This window comes from Microbacterium sp. STRO-1N (genome assembly GCF_057748015.1).
Genome location: NZ_CM173234.1, coordinates 3198463 through 3223664, shown reverse-complemented (window position 1 = coordinate 3223664; position 25202 = coordinate 3198463). Strand labels below are relative to the sequence as shown.

The window sequence follows — 25202 nt, the reverse complement described above, 5'->3', positions numbered from 1 at the left end:
ACTGATCCGCGGTGACGTGTCCGAGCGGCCGAAGGTGCAACTCTCGAAAAGTTGTGTAGGGTAACCCCCTACCGTGGGTTCAAATCCCACCGTCACCGCCACAGAAACCCCCTGCTGAGCAGGGGGTTTCGTCGTTCCCACGCTCTACAATCTGCGTGTGTCCCACACCGCACTGATCGGCCCCCGTGTCTCCCTCCGTCCTCTCGCCGCCGAGGATGCCGCAGCCCTCCTCGCCGCGGCCGCCGACGGCGAGCTGTGGAACCTCCCGCACACCGTCGTCCCTTCGGCCGCGACCGTCGACGCGTACATCGCGAAAGCACTCACAGGTCGCGACGACGGCACGGTCCTGCCTTTCGCGACGACGCTGACCGCGAACGGCCGAATCGTCGGATCGACGAGATTCTGGCAGATCGACCGAGTCAATCGCAGCGTCGAGATCGGACACACCTGGATCTCGGCGTCCTGGCAGCACAGCTTCGTCAACACCGAGGCGAAGTTCCTGATGCTGCGGTACGCCTTCGAGCAGATGGACTGCGTCCGCGTCCAACTCCGCACGTCCGAGCACAATGCAGCATCCCGAGCCGCGATCACAAAGATCGGTGCGCAGTTCGAGGGGATACTGCGTCACGAGTGCATCATGCCGGACGGCCGCAAACGGAACTCGGCGATCTACAGCATCATCGACGACGAGTGGCCGGATGTCCGCGCGAAGCTGCAGGGAAGGCTCGACGCAGCGATCGACGTGACGCCCGGGCCGGGCTGACGTTATCCGGACTCGTTCCGTTCACCCGCACCCGCTATCATCGGCGGGTTCACAGCGGCCCACTGGGGCGGCCGGATCGGATGGTGAGGACGCTCATGGCGAAGAAGACGAAGGCTCAGAAGTCGGCGGAAGCGGCGATCGACGCCGCAGCATCCGTGGCGAAGGATGCCGCGAAGCTCAGCAAGAAGCTCCCCAAGAAGGACGCGAAGAAGCTCAAGTCTCTCGCCGAGGAGGCGAAGGACGCGGCCAAGGTGTCCAAGAAGAAGCTCGCCGCCAAGCCGCGCAAGGTCGAGAAGGCAGCCGCCGAGGCCACCGGCCGGGTCGAGAAGGCGGTCGTCAAGATCATCGCCAAGGCCGACGCGAAGGATGCCGAGAAGAAGGCGGCAGCCGCGAAGAAGTCCGCCAAGAAGGATGCGGCCAAGAAGGCCGAGTCGAAGAAGGCCGAGTCGAAGAAGGCCGGGTCGAACACGGCCGACGCGACGCCGAAGCGCGCCGCCGACGTCGCGACCGTGAAGCCGGTCGCATCGGCGGATGCCGCGCCCGCCGCGACGCAGAACGCACCGGAGCCGGTGACGGCTGAGACCGCCAAGCCGGCAGCAACTCGCACCACCAAGTCGGCGACGGTTCCCGCCGCCAAGCCCGCAACCAAGCCGGCAACCGCCCCCGCCACCAAGCCCGCCACCCGCGCACCCCGGCCCGCCACGCCCGCGGCATCCGACGCACTGGCCTCGCTCACCGTGGCGGCGCTGCGGGACCGCGCCCGCGCGGAAGGCCGAGCGGGATACTCGCGCCTGACCAAGGCGCAGCTCATCGCCCTCCTCTCGGCCTGATCGGCTCCCCGTGCAGGACGGATACGACCGCAGCGCCTTCGCCACAGCGCCGCGGACGCTGATCGACATCCTTCGCGACACCGCGACGCGGTACCCGGAGGCCTCGGCCATCGAAGACCCGGACGGCGCCCTCAGCTACGCCGAGCTGCTCGCCAGGGTGCACCTCACGGCGGCGCGCCTGCACGATCAGGGCGTCCGGCGCGGCGACCGCGTGGGTGTCCGCATGCCGTCCGGCGATCGAGGCCTCTACACCGCGATCCTTGCGGTGCTCGCCGTCGGCGCGGCGTACGTCCCGGTCGACGCGGATGACCCTCAGGAGCGCGCCGATCTCGTCTTCGGCGAAGCGCGCGTGCGCGGCGTCATCGGAGCGGGCGGCGTCTTCCATCCGTCATCCGACGCCCCGGCACCCGACAGCACATCCGACAAAGCATCCGACACGACATCCGCCCAGGCATCCGCCCAGGCATCCGGCGGACTCTTCGGCACGCCCGATCCGCATCCGAGCACGATGTCGACCCCGATCGTTCCGCCGCCGACCCTCGAGGACGACGCGTGGATCATCTTCACGTCCGGGTCGACCGGCACGCCGAAGGGCGTCGCGGTGTCGCATCGCTCGGCCGCCGCGTTCGTGGATGCCGAGGCGAACCTCTTCCTGCAGGATTCGCCGCTCGGCCCAGGTGACCGCGTGCTCGCCGGCCTCTCGGTCGCGTTCGACGCCTCGTGCGAGGAGATGTGGCTCGCGTGGCGTCACGGCGCCTGCTTGGTGCCGGCGCCCCGCGCGCTCGTCCGCTCCGGCGAGGACCTCGGCCCCTGGCTGGTCGGTCACGGCATCACGGTCGTCTCGACCGTCCCCACGCTCGCTGCGCTCTGGCCGCAGGACACCGTCGAGAACGTCCGACTGCTGATCTTCGGCGGCGAGGCGTGCCCGCCCGAGCTCGTCGCCCGCCTCGTCGGCGAGGGCCGCGAGCTGTGGAACACGTACGGCCCGACCGAGGCGACCGTCGTCGCGTGCGCCGCACTGCTCGACGGTGACGGCCCGGTGCGCATCGGTCTTCCGCTGGACGGCTGGGCGCTCGCCGTCGTCGACGCCGAAGGCCTGCCCGTCGCCGACGGCGAGGCCGGCGAGCTCATCATCGGCGGCGTCGGACTCGCCCGCTACCTCGACCCCGCGAAGGATGCCGAGAAGTACGCGCCCATGCCGACGCTCGGATGGGACCGCGCCTACCGCTCGGGCGATATGGTCCGCGCCGACCCCGAGGGACTGATCTTCCAGGGCCGCGTCGACGACCAGGTCAAGATCGGCGGCCGACGCATCGAACTCGGCGAGGTCGAGTCCGCGCTGCAGGCCGTGGACGGCGTCGCCGCGGCCGCGGTCGCCGTGCGCAAGACCGAGGCCGGCATCGCCCTGCTCGTCGGTTATGTCGTCCCCGGCGACGGCTTCGACCGCATCAACGCCCGCGCCCAGCTCGCGGAGTCGCTGCCCGCCCCGCTCATCCCGCTGCTCGCGCCCGTGGACGACCTGCCGGTGCGCACCTCCGGCAAGGTCGACAAGGCCGCTCTGCCCTGGCCGCTGACCGACACGGATGCCGCGGACTCATCGCTGTCCGGCACGGCTGCCTGGCTCTCCGAGCAGTGGTTCGCCGTGATCGGCGTGCGCCCCGACGACGAGGGCGCCGACTTCTTCCAGCTCGGCGGCGGTTCGCTGGCCGCGGCCCAGCTCGTCTCGCGCATCCGCACACGGGCCCCCGAGTTCACGATGGCCGACGTGTACGACCTGCCGCGGCTGCGGCAGATGGCGGATGCCGTCGACGACGAGTCCGTCGACGAGGAGACGCGCGACGTCACGGCGGCGCGGCCCACCCCGCGGCGGATGCAGTGGGTGCAGACGATCCTCGGCATCCCGCTGTTCATCCTCAGCGGGGCGCGCTGGGCGACCTGGCTGCTCACGGCGAGCTGCCTGCTCCAGCTGGTGCCGGGCTTCGAGTTCCTGCCGGACGCTCCGGGGTGGGCGATCATCGTCGGGCTCGTGCTGTTCACGACGCCATTCGGACGGATGGGGGTCGCCGCCCTCGCCGCTCGACTGCTGCTCGCCGGTGTCCGAGGCGGCGACTACCCCCGCGGTGGTGCGGTGCACCTGCGTCTCTGGCTCGCCGAGCAGGTGGCTCACCAGGTCGATCCGATCGGACTCGCCGGCGCCCCGTGGGTGGCGCTGTACGCCCGTGCCCTCGGCGCCCGCATCGGCAAGGGTGTCGACCTGCACTCGCTGCCGCCCGTCACCGGCATGCTGCACGTCGGCGACGGCGCGGCCATCGAGCCCGAGGTCGACCTCGCCGGCCACTGGATCGACGGTGACACCGTCCGCATCGGCGCGATCCGGATCGGTGCCGATGCGACGATCGGCGCGCGCAGCACTCTGGCACCCGGGACGAAGATCGGCCGCGGAGCCGAGATCGCCCCCGGATCCGCGGTGTTCGGGCGGGTCCGTGCCGGCCAGCGCTGGGCCGGGTCGCCCGCCGTGCGCGTCGGCGGCACGAGCACGCCGCTCTCGCCGACCGCGCCACCGCAGCGCCCCCGCTGGATGTGGGCGTACGGCGCCTCGTCGGCGCTGCTCGGGCTGCTGCCGTTCCTGGCGTTCGCCGTCGGCGGTCTCGTGCTGGCTTCCGGCATCCGCGGTGCCGACTCGCTCGGCGAAGCCATCGGCCCGATGCTGGTCTGGCTGGTCCCCGCCGTGCTCGTCACCGGGCTCGTGTTCGCCGCGGCCGTCGTGCTGTGCGTCCGGCTGCTGGCGATCGGGCTGGTCGAGGGCGTGCACCCCGTGCACAGCCGCATCGCCTGGCAGGCCTGGACGACCGAACGGCTGCTGGATTCCGCACGGACGATCCTGTTCCCGATCTACTCCAGTCTGTTCACCCCGATCTGGCTTCGGATGCTGGGGGCGAAGGTCGGCCGCGAGGTCGAGGCCTCGACGGTGCTGCTGCTGCCGTCCATGACGACGATCGACGACGGCGCGTTCCTGGCGGACGACACCATGGTCGCGACCTACGAGCTCAGTGGCGGGTGGATGAAGATCGCGCCGGCCCGCATCGGCAAGCGCGCGTTCCTGGGCAACTCCGGTCTCGCCGCCGCCGGGCACCGCGTGCCCAAGGACGGCCTGGTCGCGGTGCTGTCGGTCGCACCGGAGAAGGCGAAGGCGGGGTCCAGCTGGCTGGGCTCCCCGGCCGTGCGGCTGCGCCGTGTCGTGAACGAGGCCGACCTCGAACGCACCTACCGCCCGCGCCCCGGTCTGCGGGTCGCCCGTGCGCTGTGGGAGCTGTGCCGCGTGATCCCCGTCGTCGTCACCTGCGCGATCGGACTCGCCGTGCTCGTCGTGCTGTCGGCGCTGATCGACAGGGGTGGCCTGTTCCTCGCGCTCGTGCTGTCCGGCGCGGTGCTGCTCGTCGCCGGCGCGGTCGCGGCCGCGATCACGACGGGCGCGAAATGGGCGTTCGTCGGACCGATCCGCCGCGGCGAGCATCCGCTGTGGTCCACGTTCGTGTGGCGCACAGAGGTCGCCGACACGTTCACCGAGATGGTCGCCGCCCCGTGGTTCGCGAACGCGGCGGCCGGCACGCCGGCGCTGGTCGTGTGGCTGCGCACGCTGGGCGCGCGGATCGGCCGCGGCGTCTGGACCGACAGCTACTGGCTGCCCGAACCCGACCTGGTCGAGCTCGGCGACGGCGCCACCGTCAACCGCGGATGTGTGGTTCAGACGCATCTGTTCCATGATCGAGTCATGAGCATCGACACGGTGACGCTGGAATCCGGAGCGACTCTCGGCCCGCACTCGGTCGTACTGCCCGCGGCGACGATCGCGGCCGATGCGACGGTGGGCCCGGCATCCCTCGTGATGCGCGGTGAGACGGTCCCGGCCGGCAGCCGGTGGAGCGGCAACCCGATCGGCCCGTGGCGCGCCGTGAAGGTGCGCGCGTACCAGGTGGCCGACTGATGCACTCCAGCGACCCGTACACGCCGCAGGCCGGTGACGACCGCATCCGGGTGGAGCACTACGACCTGAGGTTGGACTACAAGCTGTCCACCAACCGGCTCAAGGGGCACGCGGTGCTCGACGTGCTCGTGTCGGCGGAGACCAAGACGATCTCGCTCGATCTCGTCGGCCTGCGCGCGACGAAGGTGCGGGTGGACGACGCCGCGGTGCGGTTCTCGCAGAACGACCGGAAGGTGAAGATCTCGCTCGACGGTGCTGCTGCCGCAGGGGAGCGACGCAAGGTCGAGATCGTCTACGCCGGAGCACCGAAACCGAGGCGGACCCGCTGGGGATCGATCGGCTTCGAGGAGCTCGAGGACGGCGCGCTCATCGCCTCGCAGCCCACGGGGGCTCCGACCTGGTTCCCCTGCAACGACGTGCCGTCCGACAAGGCGACGTACGCCGTGCAGGTCACAACCGACCCCGACTACGTCGTGGTCGGGGCCGTACCACCCGAGCGCACCCTGGAGCGCGGACGCCCGACGTGGACGTTCCGCGTCGACGCGCCGACGCCGACCTACCTCATGACGCTGCAGATCGGGCGCTACACCGAGGAGGCCGTCGCGCTCGGATCGGTCGCCGGACGACTGTTCTACCCCCGGATGCTGCAGGGCCGAGTCCACGCGGACTTCGCGGATCTCGGCCGGATGATGGCCGTCTTCGATGACGTCTTCGGCCCGTACCCGTTCGGCGGGTACACGATCGTCGTCACGCCCGACGAGCTCGAGATTCCGCTCGAGGCGCAGGCCATGGGCATCTTCGGAGCGAACCACATCGACGGATCCGGCGGGCTGGAGCGTCTCGTCGCGCACGAGCTCGCGCACCAGTGGTTCGGGAACAGCGTCGGTCTGGCGCGCTGGAGCGACATCTGGCTCAACGAGGGCTTCGCCTGCTACGCGGAATGGCTCTGGTCGGAGCGCTCCGGCGGGCCGAGCGCCCACGCGAAGGCGCTCGGGCATCGTGCGCGACTCGCCGAACTGCCGCAGGACATCGTGCTCGTCGATCCAGGCCCCGACACGATGTTCGACGACCGGGTGTACAAGCGCGGCGCCGTCGCGCTGCACGCGCTGCGGCTCACCGCGGCCGACGACGACGTGTTCTTCGGCCTGCTGCGTACCTGGACCGCACACCACGCGCTCGCCACCGCCGATACCGACGACTTCATCTCCCTCGCCGAAGAGCAGCTCGGGCAGCCGCTGCAGGAGTTCTTCGACGCCTGGCTGAGGATGCCTCAGCTGCCGCCGCTGCCGGACGGCGGACCAGACGACGCCGCGGCGCCGATCACCGGCCCGATTCTCGGGCTGGATCGATCGCGACGCTGACGACGAATCCGTCCGGACCGGTGATGACGGCGGCTTCGACGCGGCGGCCGGGGAGATCGATGAGGCGTCCGCCCGGAAAGCGGCTTCCCGGGTCGGCGCCGAGTCGCACGTCGGACACCGGGATGCGCAGGCCGCGCCCGTCGGCCTTGACCGCCGCCTCGATGGTGGTCCACCCGCGGAGGTCCGGCGGTGGGTGCGGAGCGAACAGCTCGGCGAGGTCCTGCATAGCGCCCGCACCGGTGTCCGTTTCGGCGTCGATGCCGATGGCCGCGGCATCCTCAGCGGATGCCGCGGCCGCGAAAGCGAGATCACCGGCATAGCTGACGCTGATGACGACGCTGCCCGTAACCGTGTGTACGCGGCCGTGGTCAGCGGAGCCGCATTGGTCGCACCGCGTGCGCAACCGGGCGTCCGGTTCGCCGAGGTCGTGCACCAGTTGCGTGAGCAGCGCGCGTCCGGTGAGGAATCGCGCGGCGCGGGACAGGCTCAGCCGCTCGTACCGCGCGCGGTCAGCGGGGGAGAGGTCGACGCTCCCTGCCCCCGCGGCATCCGCCCAGGCGATGCGCACCGGACCGCACGTCGCGAAGCCACGGGTCATGAGGTCAGGATATGTGTTGCCGCTCACGACGTTTGCCAACACTTATTCTCCTAAGTGTTGGTGAACTGGGTGCGTGTCCACGCTTCCTCCCGCTCGCGTTCCGGTCGAACCGTACAGCGCGGCTGTCACCGCATCGATCGCCGGCTGGACGCCCAGCATCTCGAGCGCGGAATCCGCGGATGTCGAAGACGCAACGCGACAGCTCGTGTCTTTCGACGAGCACGCGCAGCGCGTCCTGGGTCCAGACAATCCTGCATTGGGCCCCATGACCGCCATCCTGTTGCGAACGGAATCCGCGTCCAGTTCTCAGATCGAACAGTTGACGACCTCGGCCAAACAACTGGCGCTCGCCGAGCTCGACGAGGGAGACAAGGCCAACGCCGTCACCGTCGTCGGCAACGTTCGCGCCATGGAAGCAGCGCTTCAGCTGGCCGACGAGATCAGCCAGGAATCCATCCTCGCCATGCACGAAGCGCTGATGGTCCACCAGCGAGGGTTTGCACCCATCGATGCAGGTCGCTTCCGCCTCGAGCAGGTGTGGATCGGGGCCGGTGAGGCAGGACCCCGAGTGGCGGAGTTCGTCGCGCCGCACCATGACCGCATCCCCGGGGCGATCGAAGACCTGGTCGAGTTCATCGGACGTCAGGACATCCCGGTGCTGATTCAGGTTGCGGTAGCGCATGCGCAGTTCGAGACGATCCACCCGTTCCCCGACGGCAATGGTCGCACCGGCCGGGCGCTTGCACAGTCGATCCTGCGCAACAAAGGACTCGTCGCCTCGACTGCGGTGCCGATCTCTGCGGGGCTGCTTGTCGACGTCGATCGTTACTTCACCGCTCTCGGAGCGTTCCGAGATGGAGACGCCGGACCGATTGTTCGGGAATTCGCCCGGGCGAGCCGCTTCGCCGCGGTCAGCGGTACGAAGCTCGTCGATGACCTGGTCGCTCAGCTGGACGCCTCTCGCGCGAAGATGCAGGGACTGCGAGCGGATGCCGCGGCGTGGAAAGTGTTGCCCGCACTGGTCGGTCAGCCGGCGGTGAATACCGCATACCTGGTCGAGACCCTCGGCCTGGGCGAGATGGCGGCGCTTCGCGCGGTGGACGCGCTCACGGAACGAGGCGTGCTCACTGAGACGACGGGCAAGGCCCGCGGGCGGGTGTGGCAGCATCGTGGAATTTTCGACGTGCTGGACGCCTACGCCGCTGACCTCCGACGGACGGCGTTGCGCTGAGCGGCTGTGCTAGAGAACGATGTCGTCGAACGCGCTCAGCTCGCGCCACGCGCCGGGGCGCGCCGTCCGAACTGCCAGCACATCGGTTCCGACCAGCATCCCGAGATCGACACCCGCGGCATCCGTTCCTGTGCCATCCTGTGGGCAAGAGCATCCTGGTGGCTGGCCGCGCTGGCGGTCGGCCTCGTGTTCGGCGTGTGGCACGTGCAGTACTTCGGCTTGCCTCTCCTCGAGCACCTCGCGTTCTTCGGTGCTGTCCTGATGCTCAACGCGACCATGATCTTCACCATGGTCGGGTCGTTCTGGTGGCGGATGCTCACGTGCAGGCTGATTCATCTGTGCGCGAATCTCGCACTGACGTTCAGCGCGTCCGCCGCACCGTCGATGACCGTCTTCGTGATCGCGACGGCCGCCGGCGCCGTCGTGGCCGCGATCCTTGTGCCGTTGCTGGGCCGGCGAACCAAGCGCTAGTTGACTTGTCGCCTAGTCGGTGATGCACTGTAGGCATGACGCTGTCGCGCATCATCCTCGGTTTCCTGGTCGTTCAGCCGATGACCGGTTACGACCTCATGCGTGCCTTCGCAACCTCCGCGGCCTACTTCTGGCATGCCGACAAGGCGCAGATCTACCGCACGCTCGCGAAGCTGGTCGACGAGGGCCTCGCCCGCATCGAGGTCGTACCGGGAACGAACGCCCCTGACCGCGTCGTCCACCACGTCACCGACCGGGGACGCGAAGCGCTGCACGCGTGGCTCGTCGCGCGGCCGGAGTCGCAGGCGCCCCGCGACTCCTTCGTCGCCCGGATGTTCTTCGCCGGAGAACTCGACGACGATGAGGTCTCGGCGCTGATCGATGCCCGTGCGGCGGACACGACGACCGCGCGGAAGGAACTCGCCGTCATCCGTGCCGAGACTCCGCATCCGGACCCTGGTTCCGACCGTGCGGGATGGCTGCGCTCCATGACTCTGGATCAGGGCATCCGCGAGCACGATGAGCATCTCGAATGGCTCGACGTGCTCAGGGCAGGTCTCGGAGCGGAGGAGGACTCGTGACGCGCCCGGTGCTCTTCCTCCACGGAGGCTCGGTCGGCGGCTGGAGTTGGGCCGAGCAACTGCCGGCCTTCGACGACCGTCTCGCTCTCGCTCCCGATCTGCCCGGGTACCTGTCGCGACGGGACGAACCGTGGGGTGACTTCGATGCCGTCACGGCCCGTGTGGCGGCGTACATCGATGCGGAAGCGGGAGAGCCCGTCGACGTCGTCGGGCTGTCTCTCGGTGGGATCACCGCGCTGCACCTCGCCGCTCGCCATCCTCAGCACGTGGCGAGCGTGTTCGTCACCGGAGCCTCGGTGCTTCCGTACCGCTGGTCGATGCGCATGATGAATCGCGTGGCGCTCCTGCTCTGGTACCGGCGCTTCTACTGGGCGGGCATGTCCCGCCAATTCGGTCTGGAGGGCGAGGAGACGGAGCGGTTCGTGGCGAGCTGCCCGCCGATCTCCCGTGCCAAGCTGACCGAGCAGCTGCGCGAGGTCTACCCCGGAGGCGTGACACGGCTGGAGGACATCGCCGCCCCGCTCATGGCGATCGCGGGTGAGCGCGAGATGCGGTATTTCCACGACAGCCTCGAAGTGATCCGCGCGGCTCGTCCGGATGCGACGATCGGGCTCGCGCCCGGGATGCACCATGCGTGGAATGCGGAGGATCCCGCACTGTTCAACCGCACTCTGCGCTCCTGGCTCGACGAAGGCGCGGCGAACCCCGAGCTGCTGCCGTTGCCGTGACGCCGCTCGTCGTCGCCTGAAGCTCATCGTCGTCCGCTGGCCGCCTAGAGCTCGATGTCGTCGAACGCGCTGAGCTCGCGCCACACGCCGGGCCGGGCCGTCTGAACCGGCAGCACGTCCCCTGACACCAGCACTCCGAGATCGATACCCGCGGCATCCGCGATGTCGGCGATCGGCACCTGGAACGTGCGGAATGCGCCGAGTGGAGGGGCCGCGAGAACTCCTTCGCGGACGTCCACCAGTTCGGACTGGTCCAGCAGGAACCCGGCCGCCGCGAGACCGGCCGGTCCTTTCCACGCGGCCACCTTCCAGAACCTCAGCGGGATCCGGATGCCGCGGTACGGCGGGTCCTGCGCACCCAGCACCGGAGCAGTGAAGACCGACACCCGCTGATCCGTCGTCTCGGCGTACGACAGCACGTGGTCCTCCAGGCCGAGCCAGAGTTCCTTGGACTGGTTGAACCCTGCGGCCTGCGGCGCCGCGTTCGGGTAGAAGAACGTCGCCTCGGTGGCCTCGCGCGCCTCGTCGAGGTCGCCCCAGCCGGGGTCGCGGCGGCGCACGAGGTGCCCGCGGTCGAGATCGTTGCGCGCGTACACGTCGGGTCCCGCCTGCTGATCGGCATCCACCCGCGGATCGAGCCGCCAGTCTCCTGACCTGGACACCTCGCGCAACTGCGCGCCGTCGATGTTGACGGCGGTGACGGACGCGAGCCGGCGCTCGGGGTCGAGGAGAACAGTGAACCGCGGGTAGGGGAGATCCACCGCAGAGCCGGTGGGCCGCGGAAGCGGCACGTCGCCATCCAGGAATCCGGGGTCATAGCCGTGTGTCATGTCACCCAGCGTAGAATCGACGTGCGACATCGCGACCGGGACGGCCCGGTTCGTGACATTCTTTCGGGGACGGCCCTGCCCGAAGGAGAAGCAATGCGCACGCGTTTCGTCGGTGCCGACGACCTCATCCGCATCGGACTCGGCTGGGGCGCCTTCGTCGTCCTGCTCCTGATCCACCCGCTCTTGGCGGCACCGGCACCGACGGTCGCGCTGGTCATCGCGCTGGTGGGCATCATCGCGGTGATCCTGCTCTGCGCGTTCGGGGTCGTCAAGCAGGCCGAGGCGCTCGCGCACCGGCTCGGCGACCCGTACGGATCACTCGTGCTGACCCTGTCGATCGTCCTGATCGAAGTGGTCCTGATCGCCGCCGTCATGCTCGGACCCGGTGATCACGCGACGATCGCCCGCGACTCGGTCATGGCCGTGTCGATGATCATCCTCAACCTCGTGATCGGACTCTGCCTGCTGGTCGGCGGGCTGCGCACCGGCGCGCTCCGTCACAACAGGGCGGGCACGTCCGCCTACCTGACGATGCTGATCGTCCTGAGCGTGGTCGCGTTCGGTCTCCCGGCGGTGATCGGCACGGACGGCGCGCTCACGCAGGGCCAGGAGATCCCGATCATCCTGCTCACCCTGGCGCTGTACGGCTTCTTCCTCTACCAGCAGATGGGCCCGCGGGCCGTGGACTTCCGGGAGCCGGATGCCGCGGCATCCGATTCCGAACCTGCAACGCACACCCCCGTCGCCGACGTGCTGCGCGAGCACCGCCGCGAGATCATCACGCGACTGGTGCTGCTCGTGGTGACCGTGGTGCCGATCGTGCTGCTGTCGCACGACATGGCGGCGCTGCTCGACGACGGCCTCGGGCGCCTCGGCGCCCCGCCGGCGCTCGCCGGACTCCTCATCGCGGCGATCGTGTTCCTGCCGGAATCCATCACCTCGGTGCGCGCCGCGCTGGCCGGCGAGGCGCAGCGCGTCAGCAACCTCTGCCATGGTGCCCTCGTCTCCACGGTCGGGCTCACGATCCCGGCGGTGCTGGTCATCGGCCTGTTGACCGGACAGACCGTGATCCTCGCCGAGACGCCCGCGGACATGATGCTGCTGGGCGCGACGCTCGTGCTGTCGGTCGCGACCTTCGCCTCGAAGAAGACGAGCGCCACGTACGGGGCGGCCCATCTCGTGCTGTTCGCCGCGTACGTGATCGCGCTGTTCAGCTGACCCTGTTCACCCGGCGAGGACCAGCGCCGACGTCTGCGCCTGCAGGCTCAGCTCGGCTGCCTTCAGCGCATGCGCCTGCGTCATCGCGACCTCGGTCCGGTCGAGGCAGTCGCGGATCAACTGTCCGAAGAACGGGAAGCCCGTCCTGCCGTCGGCCTCGAAGCGATATTGGCCGTCCTGGTTGACCAGGAGCGCCTGACCGCCGCCGTTGTCCGTCGTGATGTCGATGTATTTGCGCAGCTCGATGTAGCCGTCCGTGCCGAGCAGGATCGTCCGTCCGTCCCCGAAGACGCCGAGTCCATCCGGCGTGAACCAGTCCACGCGGACGTACCCGGTCATCCCGTTGTCGAGCACGACGTGCGCGTCGCCGAAGTCCTGCAGTCCAGGAGTGTCGCGGTGCGCGTAGTTCGCGACGGTCGCGCTGACGACCTCGCCGTCGGTCGCTCCGGTGTAGAACAGCATCTGCTCGAAGTTGTGACTGCCGATGTCGCACAGGATGCCGCCGTACCGATCGGCGTCGAAGAACCAATCAGGGCGACCGGTGCCGACGCGATGCGGGCCGAACGCCGTGACCTGGAGGACGGTCCCGATGGCACCCTGCGCCACGAGCTGTCCGGCGAGGATGGCGGCCTCGGAATGCACGCGCTCGCCGTAGTAGACGGCGTACTTCCGTCCCGTCCTGGCGGTCGCCTCCCGAACGGCGTCGAGCTGGGCGAAGGTCGTCAGCGGCGCCTTGTCGACGAAGAAGTCCTTGCCGGCGTCGATGACGCGCAGGCCCAGAGGCGCGCGCTCGGATGCGATGTCCGCACTCGCGACGAGACGCACGTCCGGGTCGCTGAGGACCTCGCGTTCGCTCGCGGCGACGTGCACCCCGGGGAACCGTGCGACGAACTCCGCCACCTTGACCGGATCGGCGTCGTAGACCGAGCGCAGCGTCGCTCCGGCATCGATCAGACCCTGCGTCATTCCGATCACGTGTCCGTGGGCGAGACCGACGGCGGAGAAGACGAAGTCGCCTGGCCCGACGACGGGCTCGGGCAGCGGGTCGAAGACGTACGGATGGTTCACTTCTGATTCTCCTGAGGGTGAGAGATGCCGCTGGTGACGTCGTAGGTGCGCAGCCGGCCGCACATGCCGAAGACCGGTTCGCCGGATGCGGGATCGGCGCGCGTGACCCGCGCTTCGCCCAGGTGCGACCCGGAGCCGGCGGCGATGGCCGTCGCCCGCTGGAGCTCCCGTTCCGCCTGGGCGAGGGGGCCCTGTTCGACGAGGGCGCCCCAGGTCTGCGCGCGCGAACGCACTCGTTCGACCGCCTCGGAATAGAAGGCATCGAGCGGTCCGCGGTCTCCCGCGACCACGGCATCGCGCAGCGCTTCGAAGCCGGAGACGGCCAGATCGCGCCTCCGCGATGCCCGTGCCGCGCGCCCGGAAGAGTCACCGAGCGAGGCCGCCGACTCGTATGCCTCGGCATCCGCCACCACGTCCGCCGGGAACGTGAGCACGGCATCGCCGGCCTCCGGCAGCCCGTTGTTGCTCATCAGCACGATCACGCGGAGCTGTCCGTGGTTCACCGCGCGGTGCACGGTCCCCGGAGTGAACCAGACGACCGAGCCCGACTCCAGCGGAGTCTCGCGATACCCGTCCGTGTCGATCGTGTGCAGGGCCCCGCGTCCGGCGACGACGATGTACGCCTCGGTCGACACGAGATGCATATGCGGGCTGCCGCCGCAGATGCCATCCGGCGCGGCATCCGCGTACACCTCCAGGTCGGTCAGCGATGTGCCGCCGGGGAAGGTGTTCACACCCGCACCGCCTCGGCGACGGAACGCTGCTTCTCGTAGAAGTGAGGTGCGGAGGACACGAGGTGGCCCGCGCGGTAGTACGGGTCGTCTTCGGACAGGGGGAGGGAGACGACCCTGCGATCGAAGCCCGCCTTGTAGATCGCTGTGACGACCTCGACGGCGTTGCGTCCGTCCTGGGCGTCGGCGATCGGCGCGCGTCCGGTGCGGATCGCATCGAGCATGTCGCCGATCTGCCCGGCATGGCCGTGATGGGCCAGCGGCTCGAGGTCGGCGGCGACGCGCTCGATGCGCGCGACCAGCTCGGCGTCGCGTTCGCGCTCGGGGAATCCGTCCGGCCGCGCCCGCTCGGCGACGACCTTCCAGGGCTGCGATACGCGCGCCTTCTCGCCCTGGATGACGATCTCCTGCTCCTCGCCGTGGTGCACGACGGAGCTCGTCAGCTGGGCGAGGCCTCGGCCATAGCGGAGCACCGCGACGGAGAGGTCCTCGACCTCGGCGTTGTCATGCTGCGCATTGGCGAGCATGGCCGTGATCTCGCTCGGTCGGCCGAGCAGCCACAGCAGCAGGTCGATGTGGTGGATCGCGTGGTTGAGGGTCGATCCGCCGCCCTCCTTCTCCCAGGTGCCTCGCCACCACAGGTCGTAGTACGGCAGGCCGCGCCACCATGCGGAGTCGACGCGGACGTGCGAGATCGAGCCGAGCAGCCCGGAGTCCACGACAGCCTTCAGTGTGGCGAGGTCGTCGCGGAAGCGGTTCTGCGCCACGACGGAGAGCAATCTTCCCGATCGCTGCTGCGCGGCGATCATCGCGTCGCACTCCTCGAGCGACGGAGCCATCGGCTTCTCCACGAGCACGTGCACCCCGGCATCCAGCGCCGCGACGGCCAGCGCAGCATGCGTCGACGGGGGCGTCGCCACGCTGACCAGGTCGAGCCCGGCCTCGGCGACCATGGCGAACGGGTCGTCGTACGCGACCGCATCGGTCAGACCGAAGGCCTCGGCCTTCTGGGCGGCCTTGCCGGGGACGACGTCGGCGAGCGCCACGATCTCGCAGTCCTCGCGGAATGCGAGATAGCCGTTGATGTGGGCATCCGCGATACCGCCGGTGCCGATGATTCCGATTCTGAGCATTTCACTTTCCTTGAGAGGGACCTGCCGGTCCGGTGACGGGTGCGCAGCGCAGCGGAGAGGGCGGCCCGGTTCGGACCGCCCTCCGGTTCAGCCGGCCGCGTCGATGGATTTCTGGAGGTCGGCGATGAAGCCGGTCGCCGCGGCCTCCGGGGTCTTGTTCCCGAACAGCACATCCTGCATGTAGCGCAGCAGCACCGCGTCCACGTCCGAGGCGCCGTTGGGGACGATCGCCGGTGCCTCTCCGAGGTACGGAACCCGCGAGTCGGAGTACTCCACGGCCTTGACCTCTTCAGGGGTGAGATCGTCGCCGATCACGTCGAGCGTCGTGGAGATCGCGGGCAGGCCCCGCTCGCTGCCGATGATCTTCACGGCCTCGGGGTCGTTGAGGAAGAAGTCGATGAGCAGCGCCGCCTCGGCAGGATGCTTGGACTGCGACGAGACCGACCAGTACATGCCGGCCTTGAAGTAGTCGTACTCCTCCACGCCGCCGTCGGTGGTCGGAATCGGCAGGAGTTCGAGATTCGCCCCTGACGCCTGCGAGAAGACGGACACCTGCGTCGCCGTGATGAAGCTCGACGCGACGGTTCCGACGGCGAACGGCGTCTGATCGAGTGCGAGGCTCGAGGACTCGACCCAGGCGGATGCCGGCGCCGACGCACCGCTCGAGCTCGAATCGAGCGCGGTCTGGAAGAACGCCGTCATCGTCTCCGGATCGATCGCGACATCGCCGTCCTCGAACAGGCTGTCATCGTTCTGCCTGGCGAACAGCTGCAGCATGAACTCGTTCTGAGCGAGCGATCCGCCGTACGTGCCGGACGGCGCCGCATCCGTCACGGATTTCGCCCAGGCCGTGTACTCCTCCCACGTCCAGGAGTCGGTGTTCTCCGGCAGGGGGACGCCGATCTGATCGAGCAGATCGGTGTTGACGATCGTCGACATGGCTGATGTCGAGATCGGGATGGCGTACAGTCCGCCGTCCGATTCGCCCATGCCGAGGACGCTCTCCTCCATGCCCTTCGTGCTGATGTCGTAGTCGGTGAGGTCGACGAGGGTGCCGCGGTCCGCGTAGGACGCGAGATAGAGCTGGTCCATCTGGATGACGTCGGGGGAGTTCTTGCCGGCCGTCGAGGTGGCGAGCTTCTCCCAGTAGGCCGTCCAGTCCGAGAACTCACCTTCGACGGTGATGTTCGGATACTTCTCCTCGAAGAGGTCGATCACCTCCTGAGTGCGCTGGTGGCGGGCGTCGCCGCCCCACCAGTACATCCGCAGGGTCACGGGTTCGTCGCTGAGTTCGGCGGGCTCCCCGCCGCCGCCGGTGCCGAGGCCGCAGCCGGCGAGGCCGAGCGCGAGAGTCGCGGCGACGATGCCGGCTCCGGCGCGAAGGGTGTTGCGCTTCATGGTGCTCCTTGTGTTCGAGACCTGAGTGGTCGGTCGGTGCCTACTTGAGGCCGGTGGTGGCGATGCCCTTGATGAGGAACTTCTGCCCGAAGGCGAAGATGAGGACGAGGGGGACGATCGACACGACGCTCATCGCGAACATCGCCCCGAAGGAAGAGCTCGATTGCGCGTCGATGAACGAACGCAGTGCGATCGGCACGGTGTAGTTGCCGGGGCTGGTGAGGAAGATGAGCTGCGAGAAGAAGTCGTTCCACACCCAGATGAAGGTGAAGATCGTCGTCGTCGCGAGCGCGGGGGTCATCAGCGGCAGCAGGATCTGGAGGAAGATGCGGCCGTGACCTGCCCCGTCGATGCGGGCGGCCTCGTCGAGCTCCTTCGGCAGCCCTCTGATGAACTGCACCATCAGGAAGATGAAGAACGCATCGGTCGCGAGGAACTTCGGCACGATCAGGGGCCAGAACGAATCGTTCAATCCCAGCTGCGCCCACAGGATGTACTGCGGGACGATCACGACGTGGATCGGCAGCATCAGCGTGACGAGCATGTAGGCGAACGCCGGCCTCTGGAAGCGGAATCGCAGACGGGCGAAAGCATAGGCCGCGAGCGAGCAGCTGAACAGATTGCCGATGATCGAGCCGAGCACGATCACGCCGGAGTTGAGGAGATACTGGCCGAATGGAGTGCCGAGCGCGGTCCATCCGTAGACGTAGTTCTCCCATTCGAAATCGGTCAGGATCAACGAGGGATTGGCGAAGATCTCGCCTTCCGGTCGCAACGAGCTCACGACCATCCACAGCACGGGGTAGAGCGAGATGACGACCATGATGATCATCACCGCCTGCCGCAGGGCGCGTCCCCAGAGGGAACGGCTCTGCTGACGGTAGGGGCGGGGGCCACGCCGACGAGTCGGTGTGACAAGGGTCCTGGTGGAGAGATCTTCAGTCGTCATAATGCACCCAGTACTTGGAGAGCCAGAAGTTGATGGCGGTGAGGACGCCGATGATGATGAGCAGCAGCCACGCGAGTGCCGAGGCGTAACCCATCCGGAAGGAGCCGAAGCCTTCCTGGTAGAGGTACAGCGTGTAGAAGAGCAGCGAATCGGCCGGACCGCCGGAGCCGCCAGAGACGATGAACGCCTGCGTGAAGGCGGAGAACGAGTTGATCACCGCGAGCACGAGATTGAAGAAGATGATCGGCGTGAGCAGCGGCAGTGTGATGGCGCGGAAGCGCCACCACGCCGGAGCGCCGTCGGTGGCCGCCGCCTCGTAGAGCTCGGCGGGGATCTGCCGGAGCCCGGCGAGGAAGATCACCATGGGCGAGCCGAACATCCAGACGTGCAGCAGGATGATCGTCGACAGCGACGTCTCGGGGCTTCCGATCCAGCTCTGGTTCGACTCGATCCCGATCGCTCCGAGCAGGGCGTTGAGCAGACCGTCGGCGCCGAAGATCAGTCGCCACAGCATCGCGATGGCGACGGACGCTCCGAGAAGGCTCGGGAGGTAGAACGCCGAGCGATAGAAGGACAGGCCGCGCATGCCCTTGTCGAGCAGGATCGCGAGCCCGAGTGCGACCCCGAGTTGCAGCGGCACGCCGATCAGCACGTACAGGAACGTCACCAGCAGCGACTGATGCAGTCGCGAGTCGCTGATCATGCGTACGTAGTTGTCGATGCCGACCCAGTTCGGATCCTGCAGCAGGTTGAAGTCCGTGAAGGACAGATACAGCGACATCAGGATCGGGCCGAGAGTCAGGACGGCCGCGCCGAGGATGAACGGAGCGAGGAAGATCACCGCCGTCTTGTTGTCGGGCGCGGCGGCGCGTTTCTCCTCCCTCGTCCGCTTCCTGCCGGTGCGGGCATGCGACATGCTCCGCAATTCAGCGATGCTCATGCTTCCTCCCCATCTTCCTTGATGTCGGTGTGCTGCTACTACTACGTACTATTAATACGTAGTACTAAGACGTATTGGCTACTATGGCAAAGCACGGATGCCGCGTCAACCGCTTTTTCGGATCGGCCGGCCCGGAGGGGAGCCGAGCATGGAGAAGAGAGCGACGAGTCGCGATGTCGCGCGATTGGCGGGAGTGTCGCAGTCGACCGTCTCGTTCGTGTTCACGGGGCGGGAGGGCATCTCGGAGCCGACCAGGAAGCGCGTCATGGAAGCGGCTGCCGAACTCCACTACCGGCCCAACCTCGCGGCGCGGTCCATGCGCACGCACCGGACAGGGCGTCTCGCGGTCGCCATGACCGTGTCGGCGCTGAATCCGCTGACGCTTCTGCACGGCGTGACGAACGCTGCCAACGAGGCCGGATATGCGGTCGAAGTCGTCTACGTCCCCGGTGAGCCGGAAGCACGCGCCGAACGGCTCGCCGAGATCGTCGCCTCGGAGGAGTTCGAGGGCATCCTCTCGTTCACGCCGTTGCATGCGCCGGTGCCGCCCGTCGATCAGACCAGGACCGTCGTCCTGTCGTTGAGCGAGTTCGACGAGCAGATGCACGTCACCGGTGAGCTCACCGACGCGCGGCCGGTCGTCGAGATGATGGAACGGCTCGTCGAACTCGGCCATCGCCGCTTCCTGCACATCACCGGCGAGCTCTCGTATCCATCGGCGATCGCCCGCCGCGATGCGTACGTGGCCACGATCGAGCGTCTCGGACTCGAGTCCATGGGCGTGATCATCGGAAGCTGGCTCCCGGATGCCGGCTTCGACCCGGTCGCGGCGCTGCCGGACGACACGGCGCCTTTCGCGTTGATCGCCCCCAACGACCTCGTCGCCACCGGAGCGATGCGCGCGGCACTGCTGCGGGGATGGTCGGTGCCGGGGCGGATGAGCGTCACAGGCTGGGACGATCACCGTCAGAGCGCGTACCTCGTCCCCTCGCTGACGTCGGTCATCCAGGACCGCGAGTCGCTGGGTGAGAACTCCATGCGCCGACTCATCGCGACGGTGCGGCGCGAGCCGGTTCCCCCGCCGGCGACGGACCTGCAGCGCATCGTCTGGCGCGAGTCGATCGGGGCGCCGACCGCTTCCTGATCCTGCGCGCTCACCCGCTACCGTGAGAGTCATGCCGCAGCTCCTCCGCACATTCGGGCGCATCCTCGCCCGGCACTGGATGCTGCTCGTGGCCTGGTACCTCGGCGGCGAGGCGCTGCACGAACTGCTCGTGCAGCTGGCCGGGTTCGTCGGCGGGCACACGACGCTCGGCGGACTCCTGCTGCTGCCGCTCGCGGTCGCGGCGCGACTGGTCTCCTACGTCGCCATGTACCTCTGTGTGCGGCCGTCGCTCCCGCACACCGCCGCCCCCGAGCACAGCGGACCGCGCGAGTTCGGCGCGGCGATCCTGCCGGCGATCCTGCCGTTCTTCGCGTTCTACGCCGCGTGGGGGATGCTGACGGCCGACCAGATCGAGTTCATGAACATCGCCGCGCGCATCGCGCTCGAGGAAGTCGCGCTCGATGCGACGCAGCTGGGCGATCGCGGCGGACTCATCACCGCCGGAGCGCTTCCGATCGCGGTGCTCGTCGTCGCGCTCGCCGCACGGTTCGTCTTCTCCCGGTTCAGCGCGCGTCTGCCGGCATGGACGCTGATCTTCGCGACCTACGCCGAAGTCCTCTGGACCTTCATGCTTTTCACCCTCGTCGGGCAGTGGTGGGGCGACGCACTCGACTGGACGGCCACGACGGCCGGCGCGCAGTGGTTCGACGGCATCGGCGACTGGTTCGCGGCGAACTTCGCGGTGATCGCGGGCGTCTGGGAGGCGGGCGTGTGGGTGTTCGGCATCCTGGTCGCCGCCGTCATCGTTCCGGCCGCCTGGCTGCTGGTCGCGGGGGTCATCTACGGAACGACGTTCGAGAGCGCCGTACCGCGGATGCTGCGCACGGCGACGGATTCTCGCGGATCCATGGCGATCCTCGCGCGCACCCTGACCCGACGGTTCGAGGACCTCTGGGCGGCGGTGGCCGTCATCTGGCGCAGCGGCCCCGCCCTCTTCGGCGGGTACGCGCTGGCGTACTGCGTCTGGGCGCTCGCCGAGCAGCTCGGCACACGCGGAGTGCTCCAGGCGATCGGCGGACACGACACGGATTTCTGGGCGGCGTTCCTGCCGCTCATCCTGGTCGGCGTGGCCGCAATCGCCGAGCCGCTGCGGGTCGCGACCGTCGCGACGGCGTACGACAGTGTGATCGCACGGCCCGAGTCCGGTCTCGAACCGCGCGAGCCCGGCGGGCACACGATGTCAGCGCTCGATGGGGAAGCGGACGATGCGGCCATCCTCATCGGTGACGTCGAACCAGAACAGTCCTGACGCGTCGTCGGGGACGACGAAGACCGCGAGGATGTCGTACGGGGGCGACTCCGCCTGGCACCGGGATTCCCCGGCGTCGGAGGGCAGATCGAGCTCCGAGTTCGCGAGCGTCCACACGCGCGCACCGTGCTGCTCGGCCAGCAGCAGCGACCGGCATCCGGTGGCGTCGGATCCACCCGAGGAGTGCAGCCGGACGCTGACCGTGTGCGCGCCGTCCGGCGCCTCGAACTCGTCGGCGCGCACCGAGCGGAGTACGAGCTGCTGACCCGCGACGTCGACGGCTTCGTCGGCGATTGCCACGGCCATGTCGTCCGATTCGATCGTCGGCACCACGTCGAACCACACGTGCACCCCGATGACGGTGATGGTCGCCACGAGCAGGGCGATCAGGGAACTGCGGCGCCCGGACCAGCGCATCAGAACCCCTCCCATCCAGGTGCGGTGATCTCGATCTCTGCCTCCGATGGCACGCCGTCGAGCGAGACGGGCAGCACGACCACATCGTCCAACTGCGGCGTGAAGTACGTGGTGATCAGGCGCAGCTCGGCGTCTCCGGCATCCACACCGGCGGGCAGCTCGAACGCGAGCATCCCGACCGTGTCCGTGCCGACGCGGAGGGGCTCGCGCAGCAGCGAGTCGCGTGTTCGCTCGCTCGCGTGGAAGGTGCGGTCGCCGATCTTGAGCGTCGCCAGGTTGATCGCGGCGTCGACCTCGGTCTGCGGTGCCGACGCGGCCACCGTCACGACAAGCCAGTTGCCGTCAGCCGCCCAGTCGCCTCCGCCGGTGGTGACGCGATCCGCGAAGGCCGCATCACGGACCTGCGCCGTAAGGGTGCGACCGGTGACGACATCGCCGGCCCCGCCGCGGATGAGAAACGCCTGCGACAGCGCGATGTCAGAGGGGGTGAGCGCGACGGTCGCCCCGGCGGCGATCACGAGCGCGGCGCCGACGGCCCAGGGGGCGGCGCGCCTCATGACGATTCCATCGGAACGGCGATCCTGGCCACGAGCTCGTCGCGGTCCCAGGTGACGTGGTCGGACGAGAGGATCACCTTCCCGGTCGTGATCTCGGGTTCGTAGACATCGAGGCGAAGGATGCCGTCGGCGAAGGATTCCTCGGGGACCGGCCACGCGATCTGCACGACCGACGGAACATCGGGCTGCAGCACGATGACACCCGCCGAGCCGTCGGTGCGCCAAGCCCTGGCGGAATCTGTCGGCTCGACGTCGACCAGCGCGAGCAGGGGGGCGGCGGCGTTCACGAGGCGCGCCTCGATCCGGTCCGTCGACCCGCCGACGCCGATCGGACGGTCCGAGAGGTTCTCCAGGCGCAGGGTGACCACGAGCAGGGTCTCGCCGGGGTCGGCCTCGACCCGGTCCTCAACGACGTCCGTCGTCTCGGCATCCAGAACCGCGACCGAGTACAGCGACGTGCGGGCCTCCTCATCCTCGCCGAACTCGGCCGGCGAGGCCGAGGCGGGGCGCAGCCCGCCGAAACCGACGAAGCCGGCCGCGATGACGGTCACGACGAGAATCGCCGTCCAGAGGGGAGCGCCCAACGAGGCCAGCGCGTGCCCGGAGCCGGCGGCGGCCCGGCGCACGATACCGGGAGTCTCGTCGGTCCTCGTCACGCCGACAGCATAACGGCCATGAGCCGCCGCATCGCGCCGTGCTGATCCGTCGGACGGTCGCTGTGGCGTGCGGCGATCCGCGCCCCTAGTATTCGCATAGGGGGAGATCACGATCCAGTGCGGGGAGAGACGCTGACGTGTCAACAGTGCTGCTCGACAGCAAGATTCAAGTACCGAACGTTCGGCAGGGGGGTGTCAGTCGAGGACGACTGATCGAGCGCGCTCGCGAGAGCGGAGCGCGCGTGGTCTCGGTCACGGCGCCGGCGGGCTACGGCAAATCCACGCTTCTCGCGGAGTGGGCGGCTGGTGAGGGTCGCAGGATCGCCTGGGTGTCGCTGGACCGCACGGACATCGACCCGGCCGCGGTCCTGTCGGTGATCGCCGCAGCATCCGTGGAGCTGTCGCCCGCGGTCGCCGACGTCGTCGACGATCTGCGGGGGATCGGCACCGCCGCGCTCGGGCGCTCGGCGCCGCTGCTCGGCGGGGCGCTCGCCGCGGCGCCCGAGCAGTTCGTCCTGTTCGTGGACGATCTGCACTGGGCGGAGTCCGACGAGTGCCAGGACGCGCTGGAGATCCTCTTCGCCCGCATACCCGTCGGTTCGCAGATGGTGATCGCCGGTCGACGCGAGTCGGCCCTCATCTCCCGCCTGCGCGCTGCGGGTGACGCCTGGGAGATCGGCGTGGAGGACCTGTCTCTCGATCAGACCGGCGCGCGCGCCATCTTCGCCACCGCAGGAGCGCCGCATCTCCCCGACGACGAACTCGATGCCATCGTCGAGCACTGCGAGGGCTGGCCGACCGGCCTGTTCCTGTGCGCGCTGGTGGCTCGATCCGGCGGGGACGCGGTCGCCGTCACCGGCGACGACCGGTTCGTCGCCGACTACCTCTACCGGGAGTGCGTGGCACGCCTTCCGGCGGACGTCCAGGAGTTCCTGCGGCGCAGCTCGATCCTCGAACAGGTCTCCGCGGCATCCTGCAATGCGGTCCTGGGCATCGAGGACTCTCGAGCAAGGCTGCGCGAACTCGAAGCCGCGAACCTCTTCCTGATCGGCATGGACCGGCATCGAGGCTGGTTCCGCTTCCATCCGCTGTTCCGGGAGTTCCTCGCGACCGAGCTCGAGCGAGCGGAGGGCGCCACGGCGGTCGTCGAACTGCACCGGCGTGCCGCCGACTGGCATGAGCGCGCCGGGGCAGCGGACCAGGCGATCGAGCACCTGTTGCAGGCCCGCGAGGTCGAGCGAGCGGCCGAGCGCATCGCCGAGGTCAGCCTGCCGATGTACCAGCTCGGTCAGGTCTCCACCCTCAAGCGGTGGCTGGCCGAGCTCGGCGACGAGGTCGTCCGCAGCTATCCGCCGCTCGTGGTGTCGATGACGTGGACGGGCATCCTGCTGGGCGATGTCGTGGCAGGCGAGCGCTGGTCGCGCATTCTCGAATCCTTCGATGCCGATACCCTGGATCCCCCTGATCGCTTGCTCTTCGAATCGGCGCGCGCCATGATCCGTGCCGCGCTGTGCGAGCAGGGGCACCGGAGGGCCTTGTCCGAGGCGGCCTTCGCCATCGAGCACGAACCGGCGACGAGCCCGTGGCGGGATCAGGCACTGCACTTGTGGGGGTCGGCATGCCTGCTCGTCGACGATCGCGAGCGCGCGCGTGCCGCGTTCGAGGAGGCGATCGATGTCGCGATGGTGGCCGGAAACTCCGACACCGTCATCCTCAGCGCGCCGGAACTCGCGCTGTTCGCCATCGACGAGAGCCGTTGGGAGGATGCGCGCGAGCATGCGGACCGCGCCGTGGCTGCGATCGACTCGAGTCATATGGACGGCTATCCCACCACGGCGCTCGCGCTCGCCGTGGCATCGCGGGCGGCCATTCACGATGGCGATCGCGAGCGTGGTGCGCGCCTGCTCGCCCGAGCGATGCGAGCCCGGATCGGATGCACTCACCTGCTTCCCTATCTCTCCGTCCGCGCACGGATGCAGCTGATCCGCGCGCATCTCGCCGTCGATGACCGCGCGGCGGCCCGTCATCTCATGCGCGAGATCGACGAGCTGCTGCGCCGACGTCCGGACATCGGCGTGGTGTCGGCGCAGGTCGAGCAATTGCGCGGTTCGCTGGCTGGCGAACCCGCGGCCGGCGGAAGCGTGCCGTTGACCCCGGCCGAGCTGCGCCTGCTGCCGTATCTGCAGACGCATCTCACGATCGCGGAGATCGGCCGCCGGCTGTTCATCTCGCGCAACACGGTGAGTTCCGAGGTGGGATCCATCTATCGCAAGCTCGGGGTCACGACGCGTTCCGCGGCGGTCGATCGTGCGAACGAGATCGGATTGCTCGGCGGCTGATCCG

General features: G+C 68.8%; 23 protein-coding genes and 1 tRNA gene. 13 read left to right on the top strand and 11 right to left on the bottom strand.

Annotation, left to right across the window (positions count from 1 at the left end; genetic code table 11):
• Nucleotides 1-10 precede the first annotated feature (10 nt).
• From AC3ANJ_RS15760 to AC3ANJ_RS15740, 5 genes are all read left to right on the top strand, one after another.
• A tRNA-Ser gene (locus AC3ANJ_RS15760) sits at nucleotides 11-101 on the top strand.
• A 56-nt stretch (nucleotides 102-157) separates the two neighbouring features.
• Nucleotides 158-763 carry a GNAT family N-acetyltransferase gene (locus AC3ANJ_RS15755; protein ID WP_488317109.1) on the top strand — a complete coding sequence of 202 codons (606 nt, stop codon included), beginning with the start codon at nucleotides 158-160 and terminating at the stop codon, nucleotides 761-763.
• Nucleotides 764-858: 95 nt separating this feature from the next.
• Complete coding sequence (locus AC3ANJ_RS15750) at nucleotides 859-1593, top strand: hypothetical protein (protein ID WP_488317108.1); 735 nt, start codon at nucleotides 859-861, stop codon at nucleotides 1591-1593.
• Between the two features lie 10 nt (nucleotides 1594-1603).
• Nucleotides 1604-5578 (top strand): Pls/PosA family non-ribosomal peptide synthetase, encoded by a 3975-nt coding sequence (locus tag AC3ANJ_RS15745; RefSeq protein ID WP_488317107.1) that lies wholly within the window; start codon nucleotides 1604-1606, stop codon nucleotides 5576-5578.
• Nucleotides 5578-6939 carry a M1 family metallopeptidase gene (locus AC3ANJ_RS15740; protein WP_488317106.1) on the top strand — a complete coding sequence of 454 codons (1362 nt, stop codon included), beginning with the start codon at nucleotides 5578-5580 and terminating at the stop codon, nucleotides 6937-6939. Before AC3ANJ_RS15745 ends, AC3ANJ_RS15740 begins: the two co-directional genes overlap by 1 nt.
• Here AC3ANJ_RS15740 and AC3ANJ_RS15735 read toward each other — a convergent pair.
• A complete protein-coding gene (locus tag AC3ANJ_RS15735) occupies nucleotides 6899-7537 on the bottom strand; it encodes a 4'-phosphopantetheinyl transferase family protein (RefSeq protein ID WP_488317105.1) in 639 nt (212 codons plus the stop codon). The genes AC3ANJ_RS15740 and AC3ANJ_RS15735 overlap by 41 nt on opposite strands.
• A 73-nt stretch (nucleotides 7538-7610) precedes the next feature.
• Here AC3ANJ_RS15735 and AC3ANJ_RS15730 point away from each other — a divergent pair, with 73 nt between their 5' ends.
• Genes AC3ANJ_RS15730 through AC3ANJ_RS15715 form a run of 4 tightly spaced genes read left to right on the top strand, consistent with a single transcriptional unit; the run spans nucleotide 7611 to nucleotide 10548 of the window.
• Nucleotides 7611-8768, top strand: a complete 1158-nt coding sequence (locus AC3ANJ_RS15730) for a Fic family protein (RefSeq protein ID WP_488317104.1) — start codon at nucleotides 7611-7613, stop codon at nucleotides 8766-8768.
• A 6-nt stretch (nucleotides 8769-8774) separates the two neighbouring features.
• Nucleotides 8775-9239, top strand: coding sequence for a hypothetical protein (locus AC3ANJ_RS15725; RefSeq protein WP_488317103.1), 465 nt, complete (start codon nucleotides 8775-8777; stop codon nucleotides 9237-9239).
• Nucleotides 9240-9274: 35 nt separating this feature from the next.
• A complete protein-coding gene (locus AC3ANJ_RS15720) occupies nucleotides 9275-9820 on the top strand; it encodes a PadR family transcriptional regulator (RefSeq protein WP_488317102.1) in 546 nt (181 codons plus the stop codon).
• On the top strand, nucleotides 9817-10548 hold the full coding sequence (locus tag AC3ANJ_RS15715) for an alpha/beta fold hydrolase (RefSeq protein WP_488317101.1): 732 nt from the start codon (nucleotides 9817-9819) through the stop codon (nucleotides 10546-10548). The genes AC3ANJ_RS15720 and AC3ANJ_RS15715 overlap by 4 nt, the downstream gene beginning before the upstream one ends.
• Before the next feature lie 44 nt (nucleotides 10549-10592).
• Here the strand turns inward: AC3ANJ_RS15715 and AC3ANJ_RS15710 are convergent, their stop codons facing one another.
• Nucleotides 10593-11378, bottom strand: a complete 786-nt coding sequence (locus AC3ANJ_RS15710; protein ID WP_488317100.1) for a DNA/RNA non-specific endonuclease — start codon at nucleotides 11376-11378, stop codon at nucleotides 10593-10595.
• Nucleotides 11379-11471: 93 nt separating this feature from the next.
• Here AC3ANJ_RS15710 and AC3ANJ_RS15705 point away from each other — a divergent pair, with 93 nt between their 5' ends.
• The gene (locus tag AC3ANJ_RS15705; RefSeq protein WP_488317099.1) at nucleotides 11472-12596 is read left to right on the top strand and encodes a calcium:cation antiporter; all 1125 of its coding nucleotides are present in this window, start codon (nucleotides 11472-11474) and stop codon (nucleotides 12594-12596) included.
• Nucleotides 12597-12602: 6 nt separating this feature from the next.
• Here the strand turns inward: AC3ANJ_RS15705 and AC3ANJ_RS15700 are convergent, their stop codons facing one another.
• The 6 genes from AC3ANJ_RS15700 to AC3ANJ_RS15675 all read right to left on the bottom strand — a co-directional run bounded on the left by AC3ANJ_RS15700 (nucleotide 12603) and on the right by AC3ANJ_RS15675 (nucleotide 18815).
• Entirely contained in the window at nucleotides 12603-13664 is a 1062-nt protein-coding gene (locus AC3ANJ_RS15700) for a Gfo/Idh/MocA family protein (protein WP_488317098.1), read from the bottom strand.
• Nucleotides 13661-14398 (bottom strand): cupin domain-containing protein, encoded by a 738-nt coding sequence (locus AC3ANJ_RS15695; RefSeq protein ID WP_488317097.1) that lies wholly within the window; start codon nucleotides 14396-14398, stop codon nucleotides 13661-13663. The genes AC3ANJ_RS15700 and AC3ANJ_RS15695 overlap by 4 nt, the downstream gene beginning before the upstream one ends.
• Nucleotides 14395-15528, bottom strand: coding sequence for a Gfo/Idh/MocA family protein (locus tag AC3ANJ_RS15690; RefSeq protein WP_488317096.1), 1134 nt, complete (start codon nucleotides 15526-15528; stop codon nucleotides 14395-14397). Before AC3ANJ_RS15690 ends, AC3ANJ_RS15695 begins: the two co-directional genes overlap by 4 nt.
• An 87-nt stretch (nucleotides 15529-15615) precedes the next feature.
• Nucleotides 15616-16926 (bottom strand): ABC transporter substrate-binding protein, encoded by a 1311-nt coding sequence (locus AC3ANJ_RS15685; protein WP_488317095.1) that lies wholly within the window; start codon nucleotides 16924-16926, stop codon nucleotides 15616-15618.
• A 40-nt stretch (nucleotides 16927-16966) separates the two neighbouring features.
• The gene (locus AC3ANJ_RS15680; protein ID WP_406248996.1) at nucleotides 16967-17875 is read right to left on the bottom strand and encodes a carbohydrate ABC transporter permease; all 909 of its coding nucleotides are present in this window, start codon (nucleotides 17873-17875) and stop codon (nucleotides 16967-16969) included.
• A complete protein-coding gene (locus AC3ANJ_RS15675; RefSeq protein WP_488317094.1) occupies nucleotides 17865-18815 on the bottom strand; it encodes a carbohydrate ABC transporter permease in 951 nt (316 codons plus the stop codon). The genes AC3ANJ_RS15680 and AC3ANJ_RS15675 overlap by 11 nt, the downstream gene beginning before the upstream one ends.
• Before the next feature lie 148 nt (nucleotides 18816-18963).
• On the opposite strand from AC3ANJ_RS15675, the gene AC3ANJ_RS15670 reads away from it, so the two are divergent.
• The gene (locus tag AC3ANJ_RS15670; protein WP_488317093.1) at nucleotides 18964-19959 is read left to right on the top strand and encodes a LacI family DNA-binding transcriptional regulator; all 996 of its coding nucleotides are present in this window, start codon (nucleotides 18964-18966) and stop codon (nucleotides 19957-19959) included.
• A 31-nt stretch (nucleotides 19960-19990) separates the two neighbouring features.
• Nucleotides 19991-21229, top strand: a complete 1239-nt coding sequence (locus tag AC3ANJ_RS15665; RefSeq protein ID WP_488317092.1) for a hypothetical protein — start codon at nucleotides 19991-19993, stop codon at nucleotides 21227-21229.
• On the opposite strand, the gene AC3ANJ_RS15660 is transcribed toward AC3ANJ_RS15665, so the two are convergent.
• Genes AC3ANJ_RS15660 through AC3ANJ_RS15650 form a run of 3 tightly spaced genes read right to left on the bottom strand, consistent with a single transcriptional unit; the run spans nucleotide 21161 to nucleotide 22859 of the window.
• Nucleotides 21161-21646, bottom strand: coding sequence for a hypothetical protein (locus tag AC3ANJ_RS15660; RefSeq protein WP_488317091.1), 486 nt, complete (start codon nucleotides 21644-21646; stop codon nucleotides 21161-21163). The genes AC3ANJ_RS15665 and AC3ANJ_RS15660 overlap by 69 nt on opposite strands.
• Entirely contained in the window at nucleotides 21646-22203 is a 558-nt protein-coding gene (locus AC3ANJ_RS15655; protein WP_488317090.1) for a hypothetical protein, read from the bottom strand. Before AC3ANJ_RS15655 ends, AC3ANJ_RS15660 begins: the two co-directional genes overlap by 1 nt.
• A complete protein-coding gene (locus AC3ANJ_RS15650; protein WP_488317089.1) occupies nucleotides 22200-22859 on the bottom strand; it encodes a hypothetical protein in 660 nt (219 codons plus the stop codon). The genes AC3ANJ_RS15655 and AC3ANJ_RS15650 overlap by 4 nt, the downstream gene beginning before the upstream one ends.
• A gap of 242 nt (nucleotides 22860-23101) precedes the next feature.
• On the opposite strand from AC3ANJ_RS15650, the gene AC3ANJ_RS15645 reads away from it, so the two are divergent.
• On the top strand, nucleotides 23102-25198 hold the full coding sequence (locus tag AC3ANJ_RS15645) for a winged helix-turn-helix domain-containing protein (RefSeq protein ID WP_488317088.1): 2097 nt from the start codon (nucleotides 23102-23104) through the stop codon (nucleotides 25196-25198).
• The last annotated feature ends 4 nt before the right edge of the window (nucleotides 25199-25202 follow it).